This window comes from Methylobacterium sp. E-005, assembly GCF_022829725.1.
Taxonomy (GTDB): domain Bacteria; phylum Pseudomonadota; class Alphaproteobacteria; order Rhizobiales; family Beijerinckiaceae; genus Methylobacterium.
Window position 1 is genome coordinate 50,649 of sequence record NZ_JAKSYG010000045.1, and the last position, 24,171, is coordinate 74,819.

The 24,171-nt window shown below is 67.6% G+C and carries 22 protein-coding genes; 8 read left to right on the forward strand and 14 right to left on the reverse strand.

Features of this window, described 5'->3' with window-relative positions; all coding sequences use genetic code 11:
• Positions 1–581: 581 nt before the first annotated feature.
• Complete coding sequence (locus MKK88_RS04230) at positions 582–1,595, forward strand: L,D-transpeptidase (RefSeq protein ID WP_243997355.1); 1,014 nt, start codon at positions 582–584, stop codon at positions 1,593–1,595.
• 172 nt (positions 1,596–1,767) lie between these two features.
• On the opposite strand, the gene glpX is transcribed toward MKK88_RS04230, so the two are convergent.
• The 3 genes from glpX to MKK88_RS04245 all read right to left on the reverse strand — a co-directional run bounded on the left by glpX (position 1,768) and on the right by MKK88_RS04245 (position 5,077).
• Complete coding sequence (glpX, locus tag MKK88_RS04235; protein ID WP_243997356.1) at positions 1,768–2,751, reverse strand: class II fructose-bisphosphatase; 984 nt, start codon at positions 2,749–2,751, stop codon at positions 1,768–1,770.
• Positions 2,752–2,964: 213 nt separating this feature from the next.
• On the reverse strand, positions 2,965–4,281 hold the full coding sequence (locus MKK88_RS04240) for a homoserine dehydrogenase (protein WP_243997357.1): 1,317 nt from the start codon (positions 4,279–4,281) through the stop codon (positions 2,965–2,967).
• Positions 4,282–4,390: 109 nt separating this feature from the next.
• Complete coding sequence (locus MKK88_RS04245; protein ID WP_243997358.1) at positions 4,391–5,077, reverse strand: ceramidase domain-containing protein; 687 nt, start codon at positions 5,075–5,077, stop codon at positions 4,391–4,393.
• 136 nt (positions 5,078–5,213) lie between these two features.
• On the opposite strand from MKK88_RS04245, the gene xth reads away from it, so the two are divergent.
• Together xth and MKK88_RS04255 are read left to right on the forward strand one after the other, a co-directional pair.
• Complete coding sequence (gene xth / locus MKK88_RS04250) at positions 5,214–6,008, forward strand: exodeoxyribonuclease III (RefSeq protein WP_243997359.1); 795 nt, start codon at positions 5,214–5,216, stop codon at positions 6,006–6,008.
• A gap of 72 nt (positions 6,009–6,080) precedes the next feature.
• Positions 6,081–6,704, forward strand: coding sequence for a glutathione S-transferase family protein (locus MKK88_RS04255; protein ID WP_243997360.1), 624 nt, complete (start codon positions 6,081–6,083; stop codon positions 6,702–6,704).
• 23 nt (positions 6,705–6,727) lie between these two features.
• Here MKK88_RS04255 and MKK88_RS04260 read toward each other — a convergent pair whose 3' ends face one another.
• The 7 genes from MKK88_RS04260 to poxB all read right to left on the reverse strand — a co-directional run bounded on the left by MKK88_RS04260 (position 6,728) and on the right by poxB (position 15,640).
• Entirely contained in the window at positions 6,728–7,630 is a 903-nt protein-coding gene (locus MKK88_RS04260; protein WP_243997361.1) for a tetratricopeptide repeat protein, read from the reverse strand.
• Entirely contained in the window at positions 7,617–9,347 is a 1,731-nt protein-coding gene (gene ilvD / locus MKK88_RS04265; RefSeq protein ID WP_243997362.1) for a dihydroxy-acid dehydratase, read from the reverse strand. The genes MKK88_RS04260 and ilvD overlap by 14 nt, the downstream gene beginning before the upstream one ends.
• A 664-nt stretch (positions 9,348–10,011) precedes the next feature.
• Positions 10,012–10,872 (reverse strand): transglutaminase-like domain-containing protein, encoded by an 861-nt coding sequence (locus tag MKK88_RS04270; protein WP_243997363.1) that lies wholly within the window; start codon positions 10,870–10,872, stop codon positions 10,012–10,014.
• Between the two features lie 70 nt (positions 10,873–10,942).
• Positions 10,943–11,536, reverse strand: coding sequence for a lactate utilization protein C (locus MKK88_RS04275; protein ID WP_243997364.1), 594 nt, complete (start codon positions 11,534–11,536; stop codon positions 10,943–10,945).
• Positions 11,533–13,104 carry a lactate utilization protein B gene (locus MKK88_RS04280; RefSeq protein ID WP_243997365.1) on the reverse strand — a complete coding sequence of 524 codons (1,572 nt, stop codon included), beginning with the start codon at positions 13,102–13,104 and terminating at the stop codon, positions 11,533–11,535. The genes MKK88_RS04275 and MKK88_RS04280 overlap by 4 nt, the downstream gene beginning before the upstream one ends.
• Positions 13,101–13,844, reverse strand: coding sequence for a (Fe-S)-binding protein (locus tag MKK88_RS04285; RefSeq protein ID WP_243997366.1), 744 nt, complete (start codon positions 13,842–13,844; stop codon positions 13,101–13,103). The genes MKK88_RS04280 and MKK88_RS04285 overlap by 4 nt, the downstream gene beginning before the upstream one ends.
• A gap of 65 nt (positions 13,845–13,909) precedes the next feature.
• Entirely contained in the window at positions 13,910–15,640 is a 1,731-nt protein-coding gene (gene poxB / locus MKK88_RS04290; RefSeq protein WP_243997367.1) for a ubiquinone-dependent pyruvate dehydrogenase, read from the reverse strand.
• A gap of 168 nt (positions 15,641–15,808) precedes the next feature.
• Between poxB and MKK88_RS04295 the strand changes: the two genes are divergently transcribed.
• Positions 15,809–16,201 (forward strand): DUF2267 domain-containing protein, encoded by a 393-nt coding sequence (locus MKK88_RS04295; protein WP_007562002.1) that lies wholly within the window; start codon positions 15,809–15,811, stop codon positions 16,199–16,201.
• A gap of 174 nt (positions 16,202–16,375) precedes the next feature.
• On the forward strand, positions 16,376–16,594 hold the full coding sequence (locus MKK88_RS04300) for a hypothetical protein (protein WP_243997368.1): 219 nt from the start codon (positions 16,376–16,378) through the stop codon (positions 16,592–16,594).
• Positions 16,595–16,606: 12 nt separating this feature from the next.
• Here the strand turns inward: MKK88_RS04300 and MKK88_RS04305 are convergent, their stop codons facing one another.
• The gene (locus tag MKK88_RS04305; protein ID WP_243997369.1) at positions 16,607–17,548 is read right to left on the reverse strand and encodes a hypothetical protein; all 942 of its coding nucleotides are present in this window, start codon (positions 17,546–17,548) and stop codon (positions 16,607–16,609) included.
• A 207-nt stretch (positions 17,549–17,755) separates the two neighbouring features.
• Entirely contained in the window at positions 17,756–19,831 is a 2,076-nt protein-coding gene (locus MKK88_RS04310) for a M3 family metallopeptidase (protein ID WP_243997370.1), read from the reverse strand.
• A gap of 175 nt (positions 19,832–20,006) precedes the next feature.
• On the opposite strand from MKK88_RS04310, the gene MKK88_RS04315 reads away from it, so the two are divergent.
• The 3 genes from MKK88_RS04315 (at position 20,007) to MKK88_RS04325 (ending at position 22,743) form a co-directional block, all read left to right on the forward strand.
• Positions 20,007–20,924, forward strand: coding sequence for an extensin family protein (locus MKK88_RS04315; protein WP_243997371.1), 918 nt, complete (start codon positions 20,007–20,009; stop codon positions 20,922–20,924).
• A 73-nt stretch (positions 20,925–20,997) separates the two neighbouring features.
• A complete protein-coding gene (locus MKK88_RS04320) occupies positions 20,998–22,098 on the forward strand; it encodes a L,D-transpeptidase (RefSeq protein WP_243997372.1) in 1,101 nt (366 codons plus the stop codon).
• Positions 22,099–22,353: 255 nt separating this feature from the next.
• Complete coding sequence (locus MKK88_RS04325) at positions 22,354–22,743, forward strand: response regulator (RefSeq protein ID WP_243920087.1); 390 nt, start codon at positions 22,354–22,356, stop codon at positions 22,741–22,743.
• 15 nt (positions 22,744–22,758) lie between these two features.
• Here the strand turns inward: MKK88_RS04325 and MKK88_RS04330 are convergent, their stop codons facing one another.
• A complete protein-coding gene (locus MKK88_RS04330) occupies positions 22,759–23,148 on the reverse strand; it encodes a YraN family protein (RefSeq protein ID WP_279602067.1) in 390 nt (129 codons plus the stop codon).
• Complete coding sequence (gene rsmI / locus MKK88_RS04335) at positions 23,145–24,101, reverse strand: 16S rRNA (cytidine(1402)-2'-O)-methyltransferase (protein ID WP_243997373.1); 957 nt, start codon at positions 24,099–24,101, stop codon at positions 23,145–23,147. Before rsmI ends, MKK88_RS04330 begins: the two co-directional genes overlap by 4 nt.
• Positions 24,102–24,171: the final 70 nt, after the last annotated feature.

Below are 24,171 nucleotides of genomic sequence, written 5' to 3' on the forward strand. Positions count from 1 at the left end.
TCTAAGCAGCAAGCGTGCCAGTTCAGAGAAGCCCGAAATCGGGTCGCTTGCTGGAGCGGACGCGGTACGGCCGCTGTCTGACCCGCCACCGCCTCCCGGAATGGCTGCGTCAGCGGCCTCGAAGGAGCGCTCCAGGAATCGCGCAGCCGATCGAAGGATTCCTTCGAGACCTGCGCCTCGCTCCGGTCGTTCAGGATGAGGGGGTGAACGAGATCGCGGGACCAGTCTGCCGAACATTCCTCTTCGTGCCGCGCCCGGTCGCGCCGAGCCGGCGGCACCCCTGAGCGGCAGGTCGCGCGTTCAGCCGAGGCTGCCGCTGATCGAGGCAATGCTGCCGAGCAAACAGGCGGCAGAGGGCGGTTGTGTCGATGCGGTGCGGGGCGATTGCTGCATGTGGGCCACACAAGCGTGAAGAACGCGGCCGTGACGGCCCGTGATGTGCCCGCACAGGTTGCCGGCAACTTGGCGCCGAAGCGCGATATTTGCTAAGCCACGGGATGAGCTGAGCCATGTCTTCGTGCAGGCCGGCTCGATTGCGCACCTGGACGTGTCCGGGCGTCGCCGCCGAGGAATTTTAAACCATGCCCGCCCCGATCCGTCGCCTACTCCTGGCCGGCTTCGCCGTTCTCGCCGTCGCGTCCGCCGCTCACGCCCAGGGCCGCGGCCCGGTCGGCGAGGCTGGCATCGATGGGTTCGGTGATGACGGGCAGCTCTACCAGGACCAGAACGGCGCGTATTACGTGCGCCGGGGCGGCCGCTACCTGCCGTATGCCGGCCGCACCGACTTCGTGCGCCCTGTCGCGCCGCGTCAGGCCGTGCAGCCCCAGCCTCCGGCAGCCTCCGCTTCGTTCGGTGATGAGCCGGTCGCGCCGGCTCGCCCGGGCACTGCCGCCACCGCCGAGGGTCTGTCGCCCCTGGAGGCCGCCAAGGCGAAGGCGGTGTTGCGCGCCCCCGACAACGACCCGATTGACTACGCCAAGATCTACGGGCCGGTCAGCGACGACGTGTTCCCAATCCAGGCGTTCAATTACAAGAAGATGAACCCGGCGTTCCTGCGCCAGGAGATCGCCTATCACGGACCCTACGAGCCCGGGACGATCATCGTGGATCCCCGCGCGCACCAGCTTACCCTGGTCCAGGAGGGCGGCCGGGCCCGCCGCTACGGCGTGGGCGTGGGCAAGCAGGGCTTCTCATGGTCGGGCAGCGCCACGGTCAACTCGAAGCAGGCGTGGCCCGACTGGTATCCGCCCAAGGAGATGATCGCCCGCAGTCCGAAGCTCGCGAGCGAGGTGGACAAGCTGCAGAGCGGTCTCGGCGTCTCGGGCGGCCTGCGCAACCCGCTCGGTGCCCGGGCCATGTATCTCTGGCAGGGCAACAAGGACACGCTGTTCCGCATTCACGGCACCCTCGAGCCCTACTCCATCGGCAAGAGCGTGTCCTCCGGCTGCATCCGGATGATCAATCAGGACGCCATCGACCTGTTCAGCCGCGTCACGGTCGGCACCAAGGTGGTGGTGCTGAACGGCGGCGGCACGGCCGAGGCTTCTGCGAACCCGCCCGCGCAGCGGGGCCGCTCGGCGGACAGCCGCCTCTGAAGCGGGGCGTCACCCCGGAGGGCCACCGGCTCTTCGGGGTGATACGAAGGCCCGAGGCCCTGCCGCTTCCCCGGGCGGGTGGAGCGTCAGTGGAACCGGCGCCGGCCCGTATCCGGGCATCTTCATCCACACCGGTCCGCCCGATATCCCGAAAGGGCGGCCTCTTGAGACCTCAGGTCAACCCGCGCCGATGCTCCCCCAGGATGCGGCGCACGGTGCCGGCCTCGGATCGATAGACCACCGTCTCGGTCTGAATCCGGTCCGGCCGGAAGCGGACACCGCGCAGCAGCGCGCCGTCGGTGACGCCGGTGGCCGCCACGATCACGTCGCCGCTCGCCAGATCGGTGAGATCGTATTTCCGGTCGAGATCTACGATGCCCATCTCGGTGGCCCGGCGGCGGCGCTCGGGCGTGTCGAGGATAAGGCGACCCTGCATCTGGCCGCCGATGCACCGCATCGCCGCCGCCGCGAGCACGCCCTCCGGCGCTGCGCCAATCCCGAGATAGAGATCGATCCCGGTCTCCTCCGGACTCGCCGTGAAGATGATTCCGGCGATGTCTCCATCCGAGATCAGGCGAACCGCGGCCCCGGCCTCCCGCACCTCAGCCACAAGCGCCGCGTGACGGGGCCGGTCCAGGATCAGCGCGGTGATCTGCTGCGGATGAACACCCTTGGCCCGGGCAAGCGCACGGACATTGTCGATTGGACTCGCATCGAGATCGACGAGACCGGGCGGATAGCCCGGGCCAATGGCGATCTTCTGCATGTAAACGTCTGGCGCAGCGAGCAGCGAACCGCGCTCGGCCATCGCCATGACGGCAATCGCCCCGGGCATGTCCTTGGCGCAGAGCGTCGTGCCTTCGAGCGGATCGACGGCGATGTCGACCTCTGGGCCCTCGCCGCGTCCCAGCCGCTCACCGATGAACAGCATCGGGGCTTCGTCGCGCTCGCCCTCCCCGATGACCACCGTGCCGCGGACTGGCAGGCTGTTGAGTTCATCGCGCATGGCATCGACCGCAGCCTGATCGGCAGCCTTCTCGTCACCCTTGCCGCGCAGCCGCGCCGCCGCGATGGCGGCCCGCTCGGTCACGCGGGCGAGTTCCAAGGCGAGCATGCGCGGGACCCCGCGCGAAGCGGGTTTCAGAGCGTCGGCCATCGTTTCCTGCCTATGTCCCGGTCCGATCTTTTGTCGGATCCCGATGTAAACGCCTATCGGCGATCGACGTTCAGCCTAAGCTCCGTTTAAGGCGGGCCCATAATCTAGATTACATCTGCGTATCTCGCACGGGATCGTTTCGCGAGGCTGGCCGATCTTCCTCAACGACCTTCGAGTCTCGCGCGGTCAAGCCTTGTCGACCGCGGGACGCGGTCACTCGCGTTCGATCCGGATCACCTGCGGCGGCTCGGCGAGCAGCCCAACCGCGTCGATCGCATCGAGGGCGTCGCGGATGCTGCCCTCGGTGGCCGCGTAGGTGATCAGGACGAGCGGCACGGGTCGGCCCGAGCGCCCGCGCGGATCCGAGCCACCACCCTCGGTGCGACGCTGCAGGATGCTCTCCAGGGAGATCTCCCGCTCGGCCATCCGCTGCGCGACGCCGGCGGCCACGCCCGGCCGATCGTGGACCGTGAGCCGGATGTAGTAGCCACCCTCGTGGCGCTGCATCTCGACGCGTTCGCTGGCGCGCATCGTGGCGGCGGGGATGCCGAAGGTCGGGCGCACGATCCCGCGCGCCACGTCGGCGATATCAGCCACGACCGCAGAGGCCGTCGCCTCGCCGCCGGCGCCGGGGCCGATCAGGGTCAGTTCGCCGACAGCGTCGGCGTCGATGGTCACCGCGTTGGTGACGCCCATGACCTGCGCGATCGCCGAGGATTTCGGCACCATGGTGGGGTGCACCCGCTGCTCGATCCCGGCCTCGGTCAGCTGCGCCACGCCGAGCAGCTTGATCCGGTAGCCGAGTTCATCGGCCATGCGCAGGTCGAGGGGCTGAACGCGGGAAATTCCCTCGACCGACACGCCCTCGGCGTCGACTGCGGTGCCGAAGGCGAGGCTCGTCAGGATCGCGAGCTTGTGGGCCGTGTCGAAGCCCTCGACGTCGAAGGTTGGATCCGCTTCGGCATAGCCCAGCGCCTGCGCGTCCTTGAGGCAAGCCTCGAAAGTCAGGCCCTCGCGCTCCATCCGGCTCAGGATGTAGTTGCAGGTGCCGTTGAGGATTCCGTAGACGCGGCTGACGGCGTTGCCGGGTAGCCCCTCGCGAAGGGTCTTGATCACGGGGATTCCACCGGCCACCGCCGCCTCGAAGGCCAGTGCGACGCTGCGCGCCTCTGCGAGCGCCGCGAGCGACGCACCGTGACGGGCGAGAAGGGCCTTGTTGGCGGTCACCACGGGCTTGCCGGAGTCGAGCGCCGCCTCGACGACCGCCTTCGCGACGCCTTCCGCCCCGCCGATCAGCTCCACCACGCCGTCGACGCTGCCCGATCGCGCCAGCGCAACCGGATCGTCGAACCAGTCCATGCCCGCCGTATCGAGGCCGCGGTCGCGGCTCCGGTCGCGGGACGAGATTGCGGTGACCCGGATATCGAGTCCCGCCGCGGCCAGCGCCGCCCGGCGGCGTTCCACCATCCGGACCACGGACGCACCGACGGTGCCGAGCCCGGCGATCCCGAGGCGAAAACTCACTGTCATGACCTGTTCCGTGCCCGGGCCACCGCGAGGAACCCGGCGCCCGATGCCGCGAACTTCTGCAAGAAAATCGCCCGCGCCGCAAGGAAATGGCCCCGTACGAGGGCGCGCCTCAACCTGCGGTTTCCCGATGCCGGATGGCAGTCGCCACCAGAGCGTAGAGGACCACGGCATTCAGGATGTGCCAGAGCGGATGCGTTCCGATCGGCAGGACCGTGCAGGCCGCTCGATCGAGGGTGCGTGCGGTAAGTGAAATCAGGAAGACCGCGCCGATCCCAGCGAGTCGCTGCCCGGTGCGGGGGAGACGGGCCTCCGGCCGGCGGAAGGTCGCAGCGGCCATCCCGAACAGCGCGAGCAGCGCCGGGACGTAGTCGATCGACCCGTTGGTCGCCGTCGAGACGTCGCGCCCGCACAGGCTATCGAGGGCGGGCTTGAGGATGAAGCCGAATCCGGCGAAACCCGCGGTGGCCGCGCCGACGCCCACTGGCCGCAAGCCCAGATACCGGCCCAGCGCCAGCGCAAAATAAGCATTGATGAACAATGCGATCGGGATCACGTCGGCCAGCATCGCCCAGTAGACCGCCAGCGTGTGGAACAGGAAGGAGCCGAACCCGACGATCGCGATCAGGCCAGCCAGAGAGAGACCTGCGCGGTCCGGTGGCTCCGCCCGCGCGGCACGGCGTGCCGCAGCGACGGACGCGACGAGGAACGCCCCATTGGACAGCGCATTGACCGGTTCTGCCCAGTATCCAGCGCTGGCCCGCTCGCAATAGGCCCTCACCGGCTCGAACCAATCCATCCGGAACTCCCTGGACGCCCGGACGGCCGGGCGAATGGCGTGCCGGAGCGGGTGGTCATCCGATCCGCGACCAATCGGCCTTGCCAGCGCGACGCGAAGCGCGGATGACGGCGCTGCGACCACCGGATGCGAGGCGATGCGGATCACGACCTGGAACGTCAACTCAATCAAGCAGCGCTTGCCCCACCTCCTGGCCTTCCTCGATGAGGCCAAGCCCGATGTGGTCTGTCTGCAGGAGCTCAAATGTCAGGACGCGGCGTTCCCCCGCGCCGAGGTCGAGGCGGCGGGATACGCGGTCGAGACGTTGGGCCAGAAGGCCTATAACGGTGTCGCCCTGCTGGTCCGCGCGCCGCTCGCGATGGGCGAGATCCGCCGCGGGCTGCCCGGCGATGCAGAGGACGATCAGGCCCGTTACATCGAAGCGCTGATCACCGGCGACGATACGCGCCCGGTGCGGGTCGCCTCGATCTACCTGCCGAACGGCAATCCGGTGGACAGCCCGAAATACCCCTACAAGCTCGCCTTTCTCGAATGGCTGCGGCTCCACGGGCGGGCGCTCATGCAGGATGAGTACGCGGTGGTGCTGGCGGGCGACTACAACGTCATCCCGGAACCCGCCGACGCCGCCGATCCAGAGGCGTGGCGATCCGACGCGCTGTTCCGCCTCAAGAGTCGCATGGCGTTCCGCGCCCTGCTGGCCGAGGGCTATACCGACGGTCTGCGGGCCTGCGACCCGCGCGACGGGCTCTTCACCTTCTGGGATTATCAGGCGGGCTGCTGGCAGCGGAACGCCGGCATCCGCATCGACCATCTGCTGCTCTCGCCGCAGGCGAGCGACCGGCTGGTCTCGGCTGCGGTGCAGAAGCACCTGCGCGGGCTGGACAAGCCGTCGGACCACGTTCCGGTGACGGTGGAACTGGCGGCGGCCTGACGCTTTTCCCCGCGCTTGACGCTATCGCGTGCCGGTTGGCATCCGGCCGGCTCAGCAGTGTAGGAGTTTCACTTGATCGTCTACGGCACCGGTTATTCGCCCTACGTCCGCAAGGTCCTCGTTTCCCTCGCCGAGAAGGGCATCGCCTACGAGCACAGGCCCGTGATGTTTCACGCGCCCGACGCGGACTTCCAGGCGGCCAGCCCGTTCGGCAAGATCCCCGCGATTGAGGATGACGGTTTCCACCTCGCCGATTCCTCGGCCATCCTGTGGTATCTGGAGCGCAAGCACCCGAGCCCGGCCCTCGTCCCGGCCGATCCGCAGGCCCTCGGCCGCGCCATCTGGTTCGACGAATTCGGTGACACCGAACTGTTCGGGAAGCTGATCGTCCCGTTCGTCGAGCGGGTGCTCAAGCCCAACATGATGAAGCAGGCCACCAACGAGGAGGCGGTGACCAAGGCCCTGGAGAAGGATCTGCCGCCGCTCTTCGACTATCTGGAGGGCGAGATCGCCGGCCCGTATCTCGTCGGCGAGGCGTTCAGCATTGCCGACATCTCAGTCGCCACCAGCTTCTACAACTTCCACTTGGCCGAAGCCCGGATCGATGCCGGGCGCTGGCCCAAGCTCGCCGCCTATATCGATGCCACCCTGGGGCGGCCGTCATTCCGGGCCGCCTTGGAGGCGAAGAAGGGCTGATCGCCGACCCGCGCCGGCGGCATTCAGCGCCGCCGGCGGATCGACCCTACGGTCTGGAGCTGGGTCTGCGCCTCAGCGCGGTCGTCCTCGGCGGCTGCGGCCCAGTTCTTGTCGTAGAGCGCGACGATCCAGTCGTCCTTGCGGCCCTCCGCGCCCTCCCGGGCGAGCGAGAGCCACATCAGGCCCTTCACGCGCTGGATCGGCACACCGCCGAGGCCATTGATCAGCATGTCGCCGAGCAGCGCCTGGGCGGGATGATGGCCCTTCTCGGCCGCGAGGTTGAACCAGCGCGCCGCCTGCCGGGGATCGGACTCGACGCCGGTACCGTCGAGGTAAAGCCGAGCGAGATTGTACTGCGCGTTGGGGTCGCCGTAATAGGACGCCGCGTAGTTGAACATGTCGTAGGCGCGCTCGGGATTCGGGCGTACGTAGGTCCCCTTGATCCCCTCCAGGAAATAGGTTCCGAGCGCCGTGAAGGCGCTGCCCAGCACCGCGGAATTCTGCGGATCTGGCCCGTCATCGGTGCTCGCATCGGCGATCCGGGAGAAGAATTCAAACGCCTTCAAGTCGTCATGGGGCACGCCGTCGCCGTCGGCATACATCCGGCCGAGCTTCCAGAGCGCCAGGGCATGGCCCTGACCGGCCGCGTATTCGAGCGCCCGGGCGGCGCCCTGCTTGTCGCCGGCATTGTACTCGCGCATGCCGGCCCGGAGCGCATCCTTGGCCGAGCGGTAACTCTTGTCGGCCACCGGCACTTGGACCGGCGTGCGCACGTTGGCGTCGAGGGCGCGAGGCGCCGTGGTGGGCAGCGCGAGCAAAGCCAGCGCCCAGGCCGCCAGGGCAGCCCTGCCCGCTGACCGGAACCGACCGGGATCGGCCCCGGCCGACGCCCTGCGCCGGCTGAGGTCAGTCCTAGACGTCCGCATAGCTCTCCGTCTCCTTGGCACCGCCGGGGTGCGTGACGGCGCCGTAGAGCGCCGGGCCGACGCCCTGCGCGTATTTCCAGAGATAGCCGGAGGTCGCGGTGTTGCCCCGCGGCGTCCAGGCTTTGCGCCGCTCGGCCAGTTCCTCGTCCGACAGGGCCACGTTGAGCGTGCCCTGGATCGCGTCGAGGGTGATCATGTCGCCGTCGCGGATCAGGCCGATCGGTCCGCCGACCGCGGCTTCCGGCCCGACATGGCCAACGCAGAAGCCACGCGTCGCGCCGGAGAAGCGTCCGTCCGTGATCAGCGCGACCTTGTCGCCCATGCCCTGGCCGTAGAGGGCGGCGGTGGTCGACAGCATCTCGCGCATGCCGGGGCCGCCGCGCGGACCCTCGTAGCGGATGACCAGAACCTCGCCTTCCTTGTAGGTGCGCGACTGGACGGCCTCGAAGCAGGCCTCCTCGCCGTCGAACACGCGGGCCGGGCCGGTGAAGACCTGCTTCTCGGTCGGCATGCCCGCAACCTTCACGATCGCGCCCTCAGGGGCTAGGTTGCCCTTCAGGCCGACGACGCCGCCGGTCGGCGTGATCGGCTTGTTGGCCGGGTAGACCACGTCCTGATCCGGGTTCCAGGTCACCCGGTCCATGTTCTCCGCGATGGTGCGGCCGGTGACCGTCAGACAGTCGCCGTGCATGAAACCGTGATCCAGCAGCGTCTTCATGAGGAGCGGGATGCCGCCGACCTCGAACATGTCCTTCGCGACGTAGCGTCCGCCGGGCTTCAGGTCGGCGATGTAGGGGGTCCGGCGGAAAATCTCGGCCACGTCGAACAGCGTGAACTCGATGCCGCATTCATGCGCGATCGCCGGCAGGTGCAGTGCCGCGTTGGTCGAGCCGCCCGAGGCCGCCACCACGGTCGCGGCGTTCTCCAGGGCCTTGCGGGTGACGATGTCCCGCGGGCGGATCTGCTTCGCCAGCAGCTCCATCACCTTCTCGCCGGCGGTGGCGCAGAACTTGTCCCGGATCTCGTAGGGCGCCGGGGCGCCGGCCGAGTAGGGCAGCGCGAGGCCGATCGCCTCGGAGACGGTCGCCATGGTGTTGGCGGTGAACTGCGCGCCGCAGGCCCCGGCCGAGGGGCAGGCGACCTGCTCCAGCTCGTCGAGGTCCTCGAGGCTCATGTCGCCGACCGCGACCTTGCCGACCGCCTCAAAGAGGTCCTGCACGGTGACGGGCTTGCCCCGGAACGAGCCCGGCAGGATCGAGCCGCCGTAGATGAAGATCGACGGCACGTTGAGGCGCACCATCGCCATCATCATGCCAGGCAGGGACTTGTCGCAGCCGGCGAGCCCGACCAGGGCGTCGTAGGCATGGCCGCGCATGGTCAGCTCCACCGAATCGGCGATGACCTCGCGCGAGGGAAGCGAGGCACGCATGCCGCCATGGCCCATGGCGATGCCGTCGGTCACCGTGATCGTGCAGAACTCGCGCGGCGTGCCGTTCGCGGCCGCGACGCCCTTCTTCACCGCCTGCGCCTGCCGCATCAGCGAGATGTTGCAGGGGGCAGCCTCATTCCAGCAGGAGGCGACGCCGACCAGCGGCTGGTGGATCTGCTCGCGGGTCAGACCCATGGCGTAGAGATAGGAGCGGTGCGGGGCACGATCCGGCCCCTCGGTGACGTGGCGGCTCGGCAGCTTCGACTTGTCGTTCAAACGCGTCACCATGAGCCCGGACGGAGCCTTCGCACAACCGATCCCGAGACGGTGCGAAAGACCGCGGCGCTTCGCCGTTCGCGATGCGCCGGACCTATCCTCCACGTGCTCGGGAAACCTCGTTCGTTAACGGTAAAGCGTTGTCGAGATTGCCGTTTACCGCGGATGTTGAGGTGGGCCCGGACTATGGCGGGATCGCGGCGTTTACAGGCAGGTCTCGGGGCGGACCCGGGATCGTTTTACGGTGTTGCGACCCCGCCACAGCCACGCTTCGCGGCAATTCGGGGCGTTCCAACAAGTTAAGAATGCGTCAATGGCATCCGGCAGACGTGGTCGCCTCAAATGATCGGCGGCGCCAACGGGATAGATCATCGATGAAATATGGAGGCTATTTTCTGCTTTCTACAAGATTTTAGTGTTTCGAGCTGGCTGTTAAAAGCCGCATAAATCTCGCACGAGGGAATAGTCTTTATCGATCTGGCGCTCGCAACAGCTCTGAAACCTTGCTCGATCGCCGCCGTACGCGTGCATCCCAACGCTTATCTGCCCCCCACCGCCGGCACGGAGGGCATATTCGCCCTCGCCCCTTTTTGTCTGGCTTACGCAGTTCAGCGAAGGTCCGACAGCGCGGTCGGAACACCCTGAGGGTGCCTGAAAGCGTGGCGAACGCGACCGCTCAGGCCGCCCCGGCATGCGGCGCGGGGATTTCCGTCGAGATCGCGTCCACGGTGCGCGGCATGGGGCTGCCCTGCCCGTCCGTGCGCTGGATCCGCACCTGCTGGTTCACGGGCTGCATGTTGCCGAACGGCGTCGAGAAGGCGATCTCCGCGGCGTCGCGGCCGACGCCGATTCGCACCAGCCCGTCGAGATCGGCCTGCCGCGTGGCGTCGAACAGCCACCAGCGCCCATCGAGATAGGCCTCGAACACCGCGTGGAAATCGCTCGGGACGAGGCCATGGGCGTAGCAGCTCACGAATCGGGCGGGGATGCCCAAAGCCCGGCAGAAGGCCGTGCCGATATGCGCGAAGTCGCGGCAGACACCGGCACGCTTGAGCAGCGACTCGTCCGCGGTCGTCTCCCCGTCGCTGGTACCGGGCTGATAAGTGATGTGATCGTGGATCCAGTTGCAGATCTGGTTCACGCGGGCATGGCCCTTGGGCAGGGCGCCGAACTCCGCCAGCGCGAAGGGCGTCAGCCGGTCCGAGGAGACGAAGCGGCTCGGCAACAGGAAGGGCAGGATATCGAGGGGCAGTTGCCCGACCGGCGTCTCGTTGATGCTCGCCGGATCGGCCCGGTGCACGGTGAGGTCGACCTCGGCGTTGTATTCCAGGGCGAACTGGCCCGTCGGGACATTGAGGCCGAGATAGCGGTTCTGGAGATCGGGCGTGATGTAGATGTCGCGCTTCAGGTTCGGCGTAAGGACCAAGCTCTCGCTCAGGATCTCGACGCTCTTCAGCCTGGCCACCTCCAGATTGAAGATGAAGGTGGTGTCCGAGAGGATATTGTAGGACAGGCTGCAACCAAGCGTATAGCGCATCGGATCTCCTTGCCGGACGACAATTTCTCCGTCGTCCAAGCAAGGGGCGCGCCCGATCGCCGGTTCCGCCTCAGGTCGTTTTCGGCTGCATCACGACCGTGAGCGAGCGCACCCCCTGCGCCCCGTGGATCAGCACGCCCTCGATGTCGGCGGTGGCCGAGGGGCCGGTGTGCAGCACCGCGTAGGCCGAGCGCCCGAATTCCGGCCGGCGATAGGCCGCCTGGACATTGGGCAGGATGTCGGCCGGGTCGAGCAGGACGACGAGGTGCTGGGCGAGATAAGCCACGGCGTTCACGATCAGCTGGTCCTGCGTGAACAGCACCGAACCGGTCTCCGCGATGCCGAACACGGCGCGGACCACCGCCACGTCGACATCCTCGACCTCCTGGGGGTAGCGCACCGCCCGCAGGTCGCGGTTGCCGGTCAACTCCGGAACCGCCGAAGCGATGACCGTCGCGCCGTCAAGCCGTTCGCGAACCCCTGCGAAGACGTCGCCGGCCTGGGGCTCGGCCACGCGGCCGCCCATCCGCTCCAGCCGCTCGCCGAACTCGGTCACGAGATCGTCGCCGATGAGCGGGGCGAACAGCGGCACCTCCGGCAGTGGGAAGTCGCCCGCCGGCCGGTTCCGCCGGATGTCGGCCAGGATCGCGTCGCGGGCGCTCACGGCTGCGTCCCCTTCATCCGGTTCTGCTTGTACCAGGCGTGGAAGGTCTGGCGCGGGGCGTCGGGCATCTCGCGCTTCTTCCCCCAGGTATTGAGCGGGTTGTAGACCGCGAAGCGCGGCAGGACCTTCAAGGCAGAATCCGCGGCGCCGATCGCCGCCCGGTAGGCAGCCGGGCGCGACAGCACCGCGCCCGCGGCCTTCATCATGCCCTGCTTCAGCGCCGGAATCTGGTGCTCTTCGACCAGCACTTTGCGCCACGCAAAGATCTGCTCATGAATGTTGATTTTAACTGGGCAGACATTGGTGCAAGATCCGTTCATCGTCGAGGAGAACGGCAGCGTCGAGTATTTCCGCTTGTTGAAGGTCGGGTCGATGATCAGTCCGATCGGCCCGGAATAGGTCGCCCCATAGGACAGCCCACCCGAGCGCCGATAAACCGGGCAGGTGTTCATGCAGGCACCGCAACGGATACACTTCAGGGAGGTCCAGAACTCCTCCATGCCGAGACGCTCGGAGCGGCCGTTATCGACCAGGACCATGTGCATCTCGGTGCCCTTCCGGGGCGCGCGGAAATGCGAGGTGTACTGGGTGATCGGAGAGCCGAGCGCCGAGCGCGACAGCAGCCGGATGAAGACGCCGAGATGCTCGACCTTCGGGATGATCTTCTCGATTCCGATCGAGTGGATCTGAAGCGGCGGCACGTTGCCGGAGAGGTCGGCATTGCCCTCGTTGGTGCAGGTCACGACCGAACCCGTCTCCGCGATGGCGAAGTTGCAGCCGGTCATGCCGGCATCGGCCTTGAGGATGTAGGGCCGGGTCGTCTCGCGCTGGCTCTCGGCGAGGTAATGGGCGTCGTCGTTGTCGGGGTCTGTCCCGAGCGTTTTGGCAAAAACCTCGGCCACGTCCATCCGGGTCTTGTGAACCGCCGGGGCGACCACGTGGCTCGGCTCCTCGTTGTCGAGCTGCTGGATCCGCTCGCCGAGGTCGGTCTCGATCACCTCGATACCATTGGCATCCATGTGGTGGCGGAAGCCGCACTCCTCGGTGAGCATCGACTTCGACTTCACCAGGGTCTTGGCGCCGTGGCTCTTCAGGATCTCCAGCACGATACGGTTGTGGTCCGCCCCGTCCTTCGCCCAGTGGACGTGGACGCCGTTGGCCTTCGCGGCGGCCTCGAACTGCTCGAGGTAGTGGTCCAGGTGGCTCAGCGTGTGCGTCTTGATCTGCGAGGCGAACTCGCGCAGCTCCTCCCATTCCGGGATGCCGTGCGCGGAGACGTCGCGCTTCTTGCGCAGGTCCCACAGGCGCTCGTCGTGCGCTGCCTGATGGAGCGGCGCGGCGAGGAAGCGCTCGGCGGCCTCGGCCTGGTTGATCGGCCGGTCTCCGCGGATCTTGGCGCCGCGCGGCTGGGGCTCACGGACCTTGGGCGCGCGGATCGGCTTCGAGGCGGCCTCGGCGTGCTGGAGGCGGGCGCCGTCCTGCGAGCGCTCGCTCTCGTCGTCGCCCGCACGCACCTCCGGGTGGATGACACCCTCGCGCTCCCGGGGATTGAGATCCTCGACGCTCATGCGGCGGCTCCGTTCAGCACCTGCGCGATGTGGATGTATTTCAGCGGCAGCCCCAGGCGCTCGGCGCAGCCCTTCTGGTGCATCAAGCAAGAGGAATCGGCCGAGACGACGTAGTCCGCGCCGGCACGGTTCTGATCGGCGACCTTGTCATAGCCCATCTTGGCCGACACGGCCGGCTCGAACACCGAGAAGGTGCCGCCGAAGCCGCAGCATTCGTCGGGCCGGGCAAGATCCACGAGTTCGACGCCCTCGACCAGACGCAGCAGGTCGAGGGGCTTTGAGAAATAGGGCTTCACCAGCTCCGAGGGCCGCGCATGGTGAATGCCGCGCAGCGCGTTGCAGTTGGTGTGATAGGCCACCTTGTGCGGGAAGCTGGCCCAGGGCAGCGCCTCAACCTTCAGCACGTCGTGGAGGAACTCCACCAGCTCGTAGGTGCTGGCACGGACGTGGCGGACCTCGTCGGTCTGCGGAATCGCGGTCAGGTGCTCGCGGACCTGATGCACGCAGGATCCGGAAGGCGCCACGACGTAATCGAAGCCCGAGAAATTCTTGACGAACAGGGCTTCGGTGGCGGCCGCCTCGGCGTGGCAGCCGGTGTTGGTCATCGGCTGGCCGCAGCAAGTCTGGTCGAACGGATACTCGACCGTGCAGCCGAGCCGTTCCAGCAGTTCCAGCGTGGCGATGCCGACCTCCGGCTCGAAGGCGTCGACGTAGCACGGCACGAATAGGCCGACCCGCATGGTCTGGCACCCCCCTGCATCGCCGCTCCGTTGGTCTGGAACGGTTCGAGACTGATACAGGTGGTCTACCGGATGAGGTTGGTCTTGGCGAGGTCGAGAACCGCGTCACCGCGTCCGTCCATGACAGCGCGCAGGACATACAGGCTGAATCCTTTCACCTGCTGGCCGTCGATCTTGGGCGGCATCGACAGCTCGTTGCGGGCGGTGCGGACGTCGAGGAGCGAGGGACCGTCGAAGGCGAGGAACTCGCGCATGGCGCCGGGCAGCTCGGCCGGGTCCTCGACGCGCAGGGCGAAGATGCCGGCAGCACGCGACATCGCGGCGAAGTCCGGATTGTCGAGGGCGACGCCGGTCTCGAGGTAGCCCGCCGCCTTCATCTCCAGCTCGACGAAGCCCAGAGTGCCGTTGTTGAACACCACGACCTTCAGCGGCAGACGGTGCTGTCGCAGGGTCAGGAAATCGCCCATCAGCATGGCGAATCCGCCGTCGCCGCACAGCGCTATCACCTGCCGGTCGGGCTGGCACGCCTGCGCGCCGATGCCCTGCGACAGGGCGTTGGCCATCGAACCGTGGACCCAGGAGCCGAGGAGACGCCGCTTCCCGTTCATCGCGAGATAGCGCGCGGCCCAGATCGTCGGCGTGCCGACATCGGCGGTGAAGATTGCGTCGTCCGCGGCCGCTTCGCTAATGGTGCGGGCGAGGTATTGCGGGTGCAGCGGCCCGCCCGGTTTACCCGTGGCGAGCTCGTCGAGGCCGGTGCGCGCCTTGGCGTAGTGCTTCAGGCTGGCATCCAGGAACGACCGGTCGGTCTTGGGTTTCAGCCGCGGCAGGAGCGCCCGCAGCGTCGCCCCGACATCGCCCACGACGCCCAGTTCGATCCGGCAGCGCCGTCCGAGTTCGGACGGGCGCAGGTCGATCTGCGCCACTTTTGCCTCCTGCGGATAGAACTGCTTGTAGGGGAAGCCCGTGCCCAGCATCAGCAGGGTGTCGCAGGCCATCATGGCGGCGTAGCCCGATGCGTAACCGATCAGGCCGGTCATGCCGACATCGTAGGGGTTGTCGAACTCGACGAACTCCTTGCCACCGAGCGCGTGGACGATCGGGCTTTTCAGCGCCTCGGCGAGTTGCAGGAGTTCGGCATGCGCGCCGGCGCAGCCGCGCCCGCACAGCAGCGTGACACGCTTGCCGCCGTTGAGCAGCGCGGCCAGCGCGTCGAGCTCCGGATCCGCCGGACGCACCACGGGCTTCGCCGGGATCAGGCCGGCCCGGGGCGCCAGCGCGCGCTTGGGCGCCTCGCGGAGCGCCACGTCGCCCGGCAGGACGATGACCGCCACGCCCCCCTCCCCGACGGCGGCGCGGATCGCGTTCTCCAGCACGAACGGCATCTGCGCCGGATCGGAGACCATCTCACAATAATGGCTGCAATCGCGGAACAGCTCGGTGGGCTTGGTCTCCTGGAAATAGCCGGAGCCGATCTCGGGTGACGGGATATGGGCGGCGATCGCCAGGACCGGTGTGCGGCTGCGATGCGCGTCGTAGAGACCGTTGATCAGGTGCAGGTTGCCTGGCCCGCAGGAGCCGGCGCAGACCGCGAGCCGGCCGGTGATCTGCGCTTCCCCCGCCGCCGCGAAGGCTGCGGCTTCCTCGTGGCGCGTATGGATCCACTCGATCCGGCCCCGGGCCCGCAACGCCTCCGTGACCCCATTCAGGCTGTCGCCGACAACTCCGTAGATGCGTGCGACGCCCGCTTCCTGAAGGGTCTCGGCGACGATGTCGGCGACGTTGCTGATGCGCATGATCGGGTTCCGCTTTCGGGCTCACGCAGGGATGTGGAACCCGGGGGCTCGAAGTCACCCCGGACAGGCCCACCCACGGGACTTTCCCAGCCAACCCGGTGCGCGCGCTTGATTTCCGCCGCCCCAGAGTCGAAGGACGTCTGGAAACGTTCCGAAGAGATCATCACCATGGAAGAACTGCTCGCCCGTGTGACCGCCCGTACCGGGCTCGACGCCGCGACGGCGCAGACTGCGATCGGTCACATCCTCGCTTTCCTCCAGAAAGAGGGCCCCGAGACGGAAGTGAACCAGCTTCTGGCGGCGCTGCCGGGGTCCGAATCGCTGATCGCTGAGTCCAATGCCGGCGAGAGCGGCGGCGGCGGCCTGATGGGCATGCTCGGTGGCATGATGGGCGGTGGTGGCGTCATGGCGCTGGGCCAGAAGTTGATGGCGGCCGGCGTGCCGATGGGTCAGATGCAGCCGCTCGGCCAGGAGCTGTTCGCCTTCGGCCGCGAGAAGGTCGGCGAGGACGCGATGGGGCCGATTATCGGCTCGATCCCCGGGCTCAACCAGTTCGTCTGATACCGGAGCGCGTGTGCGGGGCCGCACTGAATTCGCGCATGGCTTGAACGATCGTGAAAAAACGGTTTCCGGGCGAAAGCTTGACGGAACCTGTCACCACGATCCCCGTTATTGGGGGGCGGTTGGAATCGACGCTTTCGGCGACGTTCGCGACCGCAATCCAGCAGGCCGGCCATGCCCGTCTTCGAAGCGAAGAATTTGGACAGCGCGTTCGAGGGCCAAGCCCTTCTCGCCGCCATTCTGCATCCGACGCGCGCGGCCCAAACCCGCGCGCTGCGTCACGGTCGCCGTCGCGCCGAACGTGCCGCCGCCCTGGCGGATCCTCTGACCCTGGAGCCGCGATTCCCGGTCACCGTTGAAGGCTTGGCTCCGACGGCTTGCCCGTCGCGCTGAGACTTCGAGCCGCTACCAGGGCTGCGGGACCACGACGCCCTGGCGGGTGACCACCACCCAGTCCCGCCCGCGGCGCTCGACGCCCTCGACGCGGCCGAAGCCCGGCAGGATCTCGCCCGGCCCAATCTCCAAGAGGCGATGACGGCGGTTCTCGAGGATCGCCATCCCGTCATAGACCTCGCGGACCGCCCAGGCGTCGATCACAGGGGGTTTGTCGCCCACTGAAGCCTTCTTGACGTCGGCCGGCTTGGTATCGGCGAGCTTTGCCTCGGTGATTTTGGTATCGGCGAGCTTTGCCTCGGTAATCTTGGCCTCGGTGATCTTGGCCTCCGCTACCTTGGCCTCGACGGCCTTCGGCTCGGTGTTTCGGATTTCGGCGAGGCTCCCGGTTTGGGTCGGCTCGGCTTTCGTGACCGTGGCGGCCCGGCGGTCGATCTGTGCCCCGAGGCTCGCGATCCGGGCGTTCTGCTCACGCTCGACCTGGTCGAGGCGCTCGCTGAGGGCTGCGGTCTTGGCCATCAGGTTTCTATCGAGCTGCGTGAGGCGCTCGCCGAGGGCGCTGCTGCGCGTCGAGGCCTCCTTGCGAGCCGTGTCGGTGGAGGCGCGCAGATCAGCCAAGACTTGGTGCAGCTGCGCGATATCGCTGCCGAGACGTGCTGTTTCGGTACGTCCGGCATCAAGCGTCGTGCTGAGCGCCGCAACGGCGTCGCTCGACAGGGCGGACGCATGGGTCATCGCAATGACGCCGCCGCCGAGCAGCGCACCGAACGCCAGGCAGGCGCCGGGGATCGCAACGGTCCTCCGGTCGATCGCTTTCAAGGAACGCATCACCGCAATCATCGGTGCGGCGGCGTCCGGGGCCTTGGCGTCGACCGCGGGTTCCGCATGGCCGGTGACAACGGCCTTGAGCAGGTCGTCCGGCGAGACGGCCGGCTTGGTCTCGGTCTTGATCATCGCCCCCAACTCCGGTGCAGGACCACGCTGCAAGCCTTCGCTAAGGACGTTTGTTTACGAAACCCTTACCGACCGTTCGAGCTCACGCCGCACGGTCCACGACACCATCCGGTCGCCGTGACGGTCGGATAAATTCCGACCAACCCACCGCGTCATCCTGAGCTGGTGGGTTGGACGTTCCATGCCGTTTCGAATCGTCTCTCGCACTCATGCCGCCAGTCCGCGCTTCTTCAGCAGCGGCTCGATGCTCGGCATCCGTCCGCGGAAGGCTGTGTAGGCCTCGCGTGGGTCGCGCAAGTTGCCGGCGCCGTACACGAAGGTGCGCAGGCGCTTGGCGGTCTCTGGATCGAAGATGTCGCCCGCCTCGCGGAAGGCATCAAACGCGTCGGCATCCAGCACCTCCGACCAGAGATAGCTGTAATAGCCAGCCGCGTAGCCGTCCCCCGAGAAGATATGGGCAAAATGCGGTGTCCGGTGCCGCATGCCGATCTCGGCCGGCATGCTGATCCGCCGGAGCGCCTCGGCCTCGAAGGCGGGCACGTCGAGCCCCGCTTCGCCTTCGGCCGAGAGGTGGAGCGTCATGTCGACGATCGCCGATGCGGTATACTCCACGGTGGCGAACCCCTGGTTGAAGGTGCGGGCAGCCAGCAGCTTCTGCAGCAGGGTATCCGGCATCGCCTCTCCGGTCTGGTGATGGCGCGCATGGGTCCGCAGGACCTCCGGCTGCTCCAGCCAGTGCTCGTAGAGCTGGGAGGGCAGTTCCACGAAGTCACGGGCGACTGCGGTGCCGGAGAGCAGCGGGTAGGTCACGTCCGATAGGAGGCCGTGCAGCGCGTGGCCGAACTCGTGGAAAAGCGTGCGGGCGTCATCGAAGGACAGGAGCGTGCTCTCGCCCTCCGGCGCCTTGGCGAAGTTCATGACGTTGACGATGATCGGCGTGATCGATCCGTTCAACCGCTCCTGCGAGCGGAAGGCGCTCATCCAGGCGCCGGATCGCTTGGTGGCCCGGGCGAAATAATCGCCGATGAACAGACCGACCTCCGACCCGTCCGAATTGCCGACCCGCCAGATCCGCACGTCGGGGTGGTAGCGTGGCGCCTCTTTGAGTTCCTCGAAGGTCAAGCCGAACAGCCGAGAGGCCGTGTCGAAGGCCGCCTGGATCATCCGCTCGAGGGGCAGGTAGGCCTTGATCTCGCTCTCATCGAGATCGTGCTCGGCGCGCCGGACCTTCTCGGCGTAGTGGCGCCAATCATGCGCCTGGAGGGTGAAGTTGTGGCCCTCCTCCTGGATCGCTGCCTGAAGCCGGTCGCGCTCGTCGCCGGCCCGGGCCCGGGCCGGGGTCCAGACATCGCGGAGCAGACCCGTGGCGGCATCGGGACTCGCCGCCATCGTGTCGTCGAGGGCGAAATGCGCGAAGCTGTCGAAGCCCAGCAGACGCGCGCGCTCGGCACGGAGCTGGATGATCTCGGCCGCAATCGCGCGGTTGTCGGTCGGGCCGCCGTTCTCGCCGCGCCGGGTCCAGGCGGCATGGGCGCGCTCGCGCAGATCCCGGCGGGTCGAGAAGACGAGGAACGGCTCGATCAACGAGCGGGACAGGGTGATGATGTGTCCGTCCAGCCCCCGTTCCTCCGCGGCACTCCGGGCGGCGGCACGCAGAAAGGCCGGCAGCCCGGCGAGATCCTCCTCGCCCTGTAGCGGCATCGTGAAGCTGCTCTCGTCGGCCAGGAGATTCTGGCTGAACGTCGTGCCGAGCTCCGACATCCGGGCCGCGATCTCGGCGATGCGTGCCTTCGCATCCGGCGCAAGAGTCGCCCCGGCCCGGCGAAAGCGGATCCGGTAGCGATCGAGGACGCGGCGCTCCTCCGGACCGAGAGCCTCAGCCTCCGCATCCACCGCCGAGATTCGGGCCCAGAGCTGTGGATTCAGGTAGATCGCGCTACCGTGGCGGGCGAGCTTCGGCCCGATCTCGCGTTCGATCGCCTGCAGCTCCGGGTTGGTGTGGCTCCCGGTGAGGTTGTAGAAGACGCCGGCGACGCGTTCGAGGGCCTGCCCCGCCCGCTCCATGGCCGCCACCGTGTTGGCGAAGGTCGCGGGCGCTGTCTCGGCCGCGATGGCCTCGATCTCACGGGCATGGACGGCAAGCGCCGCCTCGAAGGCCGGGCGATAGTGCTCCGGCCGGATCCGCTCGAAGGGCGGGATCTCGAAGGGCGTGCTCCAGAGGGCCTCGGAGAAGGGATTGTCCTGCGGCAGGCTCGGGAGCCCGGCTTCAACGGCGTCCGGCATTCAATCCTCAGAGTCGGTTCAGGCGGCGCGGGTCGTCATCGGGGCGGTTCGCCGACGCGATCCGTGCGCACGATCCGGCAGTGAGAATCCGGTTCTGGCCATCCGTCAACTATGCCGGTGATCCGAATGGCCGCTCGCTCGTTTCCGTGAACCAACGCCCACGCTTCGAGGCCCCATGCCGGCACGACGTCCACCGATCCGCCGATTGCCGTCTGTTCTGGCGTGCGGCGCCCTCGCCCTGGCCCTAACGACCGTCGCATGCCGGGCCGCCGAGGCACCGGCGGCCGCCGTCCCGATGCCCCCACCCCTCCCGCCGGAGCGGCCGGAGGCGCTCAAGACTCCGCCCGCGCCGGAGGCAGCGCCGCCGACGCCGCCGGTCCGACCGGCCGAGCTGACACCACCCGTCGCCGGATCGAAGGAGGCCACCGAGGCACCGGCAGCGGAGAAGCCTTTGGAGAACGGCAAGGCCGAGATCCCCATTCCACCGCCGACCCCGCCCGGGCGACCGCCCGAACTCTCCGGCGAGGCGGCCCTGGCACTGAAGGTCGCGCCCCCGGACGATACCGCATGCCGCACCCGCCTCGCGCGGCTGGGTGTGGCGTTCGAGCCCCTGGCGCCGATCGCCGAGGGACAATGTACGGCGCCGCTGCCGTTGAAGGTCGCACATCTTGCCGACGGCATTGCGCTACCGCAGGGCGCGACTCTCACCTGCCGGACGGCGGAGGCGCTCGCCCGATGGGTGACCGAGGTCCAGGTCGAGGCCGAGAGGACGCTGAAGCAGAAGGTGACCGGCCTGGAACTCGGCGGGACCTATGTCTGCCGCGGCCAGAATCACGATGTCGATGCCAAATTGAGCGAGCACGCTTTCGCCAACGCGGTCGACGTGATGGCCTTCACCTTCGCCAGCCGGGCCGGCATCCCGGTGAAGGCGATGCCTGAGGGATCCGACGAGGCGCAGTTCCTCAGCACCGTCCGCGGCAAGGCCTGTGGCTTCTTCCGGACGGTCCTGGGGCCGGGCACGAACGCAGCCCACGCCAACCATCTCCACCTCGACGAGCGTGAGCGGACCGCCGGTCACCGCCTCTGCGAATAGCGTGGGGGAACGTTCGGACAGACCCGGCATTTCTGCGTGCGGAGCACAGACGCTTCCGGAGATAGCGACCTCGATGACCCCGAAATCCTGGCGGCCGGTCCTTGCGGCGCTTCTGGTGACCAGCGTCGCCGCCCCGATCGCGGAGGCTCGTCCGGAGCCGAAGGTCTCCGAACGTGAAGCGCCATCACCCGCGCTGACCGCGGACGCCATCAACAGCGCTGCCCTGCCCCAACAAGCCGACGACAAGGCTTCCGCCAAACGCCCGGTCAAAACCGGGAAGGCGGACGAGAAACCCGATCCGCTGATCGTGAAGGCCCAGGTGCTGCTGGACCGCGCTCATTTCTATCCGGGCGCCATCGATGGGCTGACCGGCGAAAACTACAAGCGCGCCCTTTCGGCCTTCGCGGTCGCGCAGGGTCTTCCAGCGACGTCGGACCTGACACCGGAGGTCTGGGCCAAGCTCCAGTCCACGAGCGATAAGCCCGTCGTGACCGATTATACGATCACCGAGGCCGACAGCAAAGGCCCCTACGTCGACAAGATCCCGCCCAAGATGGAGGAGCAGGCCGATCTGAAAGCGATGAGCTACACGAACCCGCGCGAGATGCTGGCGGAACGCTTCCACATGAGCCGCGCCCTCGTGACGGCGCTGAACCCGGACAACCCCCTCGACAAGGCCGGCACCACCATCATGGTCGCGGCCGTGGACCCGATGGGAACCGACAAGCCGAAGGCGAAGGATCTGCCGCAGGATCCGAAGGTCGAGCGCATCGAAGTCGACAAGAAAAGCCACGACGTACGCGCGTTCGGTTCTGATGGAAAGCTGCTGGATTATTATCCAGCTTCGATCGGCAGTACCGAGAAGCCAGCACCGAGCGGCGAGACCAAGGTCAAGGGTGTGGCTTTCGATCCGGATTACACTTACAATCCGAAATACGCGTTCAAGGGCGTGAAATCGAAGAGCAAGTTCACCATCCAGTCGGGCCCGAACAACCCGGTGGGCCTCGTCTGGATCGACCTCGCGATCCCCAGCTACGGGATCCATGGAACGCCGGAACCCGAGAAGGTCGGCAAGACCGCGTCGCACGGCTGCATCCGGCTTACGAACTGGAATGCCCGGGACCTCGCCGCCCATGTCGCGCGCGGCGCAAAAGTCAGCTTCAAGGACGAGTGATACCTTAGCCCTGAGAGGGATCGGCCTCGCTGCGAATATGTAACAACGGTTAACATTCCGCGCCGATGCGGTTACCGGTACGGCTCCGCAACGCTTGACACGTTGCCCGTTACGGGCGACGCCAAAGGCTAGAACGTGAACCGTTCGTGGTAGCGGCGTTGGAAATTTCCGGACGTCAGCCAAACGGTTCACGGGTCAATCAATCGGACGGCTCGGTCCCCGGTTCGGGGGCACTCGATGGGAAGACGGCCCGGCGTGACTGCTGACTCCAACGACGATGTTCTCAACGGCGTCCGCGTACTCGTCGTGGAGGACGAGGCAGCGATCTCGATGCTGCTCGAGGACATGCTGCTCGATTTCGGGTGCGCCGTCGTCGGGCCGGCCGCACGCCTGTCCTCTGCCCTGGAGATGGCGGCCCAGGAGACGTTCGAGGTCGCGATTCTCGACGTGAACGTGGCCGGCGAGCCGATCTATCCGGTCGCCGAGGCGATCGCGAAGCGCGATCTGCCACTCGTCTTTTCCACGGGCTACGGCGGCGCCGGCATCCGCGAGCCGTTCCGCGACCGCCCGGTGGTGCAGAAGCCGTTCAGCCAGGCCGAACTGAAGCGCACCCTGATCGGTGCCATCCGGGCTGCCCGTGCCTGAAACGGCGGCGGTGCGTTAAAGACCTTCAATCGGGAACGCGTCGGCCACGTGCGCCGGCCAGCCCCGGGCGCCGACGAACACGGCGTCCGCCCGGAACGTCATGCCCGCGCACCACGGATTGTGCCCGATCCACGACCGGACCGCCCGGGAGAACCGGCGCCGTTTGGCCGCATCGATCGCCTCCCGGGCGTCATCGCGCCGGCTCCGCGCCTTGACCTCCACGAACGCGATGGTGTTCAGGCGCTGGACGATGAGGTCGATTTCACCCCCCGCGAAGCTCACACGCCGGCCGATCGGCCAGTAGCCCTTCAGCATCATCGCCGCCAGGGCGAGCCATTCGGCGCGGTGGCCACGCAGATAGGCGGCCCGACGCCTTGCTGTCTGCTCCGAGCGCGCTTCGATCATCCCTCGCTCCGTGCCAGGGCGAGGGCCCGGGTGTAGACGATCCGCCGCGGTTGCCCGGTCTCGTCGGCGACGAGGCTTGCGGCATCCTTGATCGAGTGCCGCTCCAGCGCCGTACGGAGCAGCGCGTCGAGGGCTTCATCGCCCTCCTCGCTCCGTTCGGCGGCCGTAGCGGCGCCGATGATGACGACGATCTCGCCCTTCACCGGCCCGTCCTCGGCAAAGCGCTGGCTGAGACCGCCCAGCGTGTCGCGACGGACGGTCTCGTAAAGCTTTGTGAGTTCCCGGGTCACCGCGGCCGGTCGGTCCGGCCCGAGCACCGCGGCGGCGTCGGCAAGCATCTCCGGAAGGCGATGCGGTGATTCGAACAGCACCAGCGTGCCTGGCACCTGAACCAGCGCCTCCAGCCGGTTGCGCCGGGCACCGGCCTTCTGAGGCAGGAAGCCCTCGAAGAAGAAGCGATCGGTCGGCAATCCCGCCGCCACCAGGGCGGTCATCACCGCCGACGGACCGGGGACCGGTGTGATCGCGATACCGGCCTCGATCGCGGCCTGAACCAGCTTGTAGCCCGGATCCGAGACGAGGGGCGTACCCGCATCCGAGACGAGCGCCAGGGCCTCGCCGGATTGCAGCCGGCCGACCATCCGCTCGCGCACGGCGTCGTTGGAATGCTCGTGATAGGCCAGCAGCGGCGTCGTGATGCCGTAATGGGCGAGGAGCGTCCGTGTGACCCGGGTATCCTCGGCCAGCACCGCATCAGCCGCCGCGAGGGTGGCGAGCGCGCGGATGGTTATGTCACGCAGGTTGCCGATCGGCGTCGCCACGATGTGCAGCCCGGGGGACAGCGCCTCGACTTCGTTTGCCAGCCCGAAGGCCGTGAAGGTGGTGGCCCGGGGCCGGTCCGCCCCCGGTCTCCGGGGAAGCGCTGTCGTCGGGGCGTCGAATCGGCGTGTCATCGCTGGCGATCTTGCCACACTGGCCGGCCCTCGTCGCGCCTGAGCCGCATGGCCGGGGGCAAGTCCGCTG

Bases quoted from the DNA above. Each gene is read 5' to 3' on its own strand.
- MKK88_RS04230 (WP_243997355.1), top strand. From the start codon at position 582: ATGCCCGCCCCGATCCGTCGCCTACTCCTGGCCGGCTTCGCCGTTCTC.
- glpX (WP_243997356.1), bottom strand. From the start codon at position 2,751: ATGGCCGACGCTCTGAAACCCGCTTCGCGCGGGGTCCCGCGCATGCTC.
- MKK88_RS04240 (WP_243997357.1), bottom strand. From the start codon at position 4,281: ATGACAGTGAGTTTTCGCCTCGGGATCGCCGGGCTCGGCACCGTCGGT.
- MKK88_RS04245 (WP_243997358.1), bottom strand. From the start codon at position 5,077: ATGGATTGGTTCGAGCCGGTGAGGGCCTATTGCGAGCGGGCCAGCGCT.
- xth (WP_243997359.1), top strand. From the start codon at position 5,214: ATGCGGATCACGACCTGGAACGTCAACTCAATCAAGCAGCGCTTGCCC.
- MKK88_RS04260 (WP_243997361.1), bottom strand. From the start codon at position 7,630: ATGCGGACGTCTAGGACTGACCTCAGCCGGCGCAGGGCGTCGGCCGGG.
- ilvD (WP_243997362.1), bottom strand. From the start codon at position 9,347: ATGGTGACGCGTTTGAACGACAAGTCGAAGCTGCCGAGCCGCCACGTC.
- MKK88_RS04270 (WP_243997363.1), bottom strand. From the start codon at position 10,872: ATGCGCTATACGCTTGGTTGCAGCCTGTCCTACAATATCCTCTCGGAC.
- MKK88_RS04280 (WP_243997365.1), bottom strand. From the start codon at position 13,104: ATGAGCGTCGAGGATCTCAATCCCCGGGAGCGCGAGGGTGTCATCCAC.
- MKK88_RS04285 (WP_243997366.1), bottom strand. From the start codon at position 13,844: ATGCGGGTCGGCCTATTCGTGCCGTGCTACGTCGACGCCTTCGAGCCG.
- poxB (WP_243997367.1), bottom strand. From the start codon at position 15,640: ATGCGCATCAGCAACGTCGCCGACATCGTCGCCGAGACCCTTCAGGAA.
- MKK88_RS04295 (WP_007562002.1), top strand. From the start codon at position 15,809: ATGGAAGAACTGCTCGCCCGTGTGACCGCCCGTACCGGGCTCGACGCC.
- MKK88_RS04300 (WP_243997368.1), top strand. From the start codon at position 16,376: ATGCCCGTCTTCGAAGCGAAGAATTTGGACAGCGCGTTCGAGGGCCAA.
- MKK88_RS04305 (WP_243997369.1), bottom strand. From the start codon at position 17,548: ATGATCAAGACCGAGACCAAGCCGGCCGTCTCGCCGGACGACCTGCTC.
- MKK88_RS04310 (WP_243997370.1), bottom strand. From the start codon at position 19,831: ATGCCGGACGCCGTTGAAGCCGGGCTCCCGAGCCTGCCGCAGGACAAT.
- MKK88_RS04315 (WP_243997371.1), top strand. From the start codon at position 20,007: ATGCCGGCACGACGTCCACCGATCCGCCGATTGCCGTCTGTTCTGGCG.
- MKK88_RS04320 (WP_243997372.1), top strand. From the start codon at position 20,998: ATGACCCCGAAATCCTGGCGGCCGGTCCTTGCGGCGCTTCTGGTGACC.
- MKK88_RS04330 (WP_279602067.1), bottom strand. From the start codon at position 23,148: ATGATCGAAGCGCGCTCGGAGCAGACAGCAAGGCGTCGGGCCGCCTAT.
- rsmI (WP_243997373.1), bottom strand. From the start codon at position 24,101: ATGACACGCCGATTCGACGCCCCGACGACAGCGCTTCCCCGGAGACCG.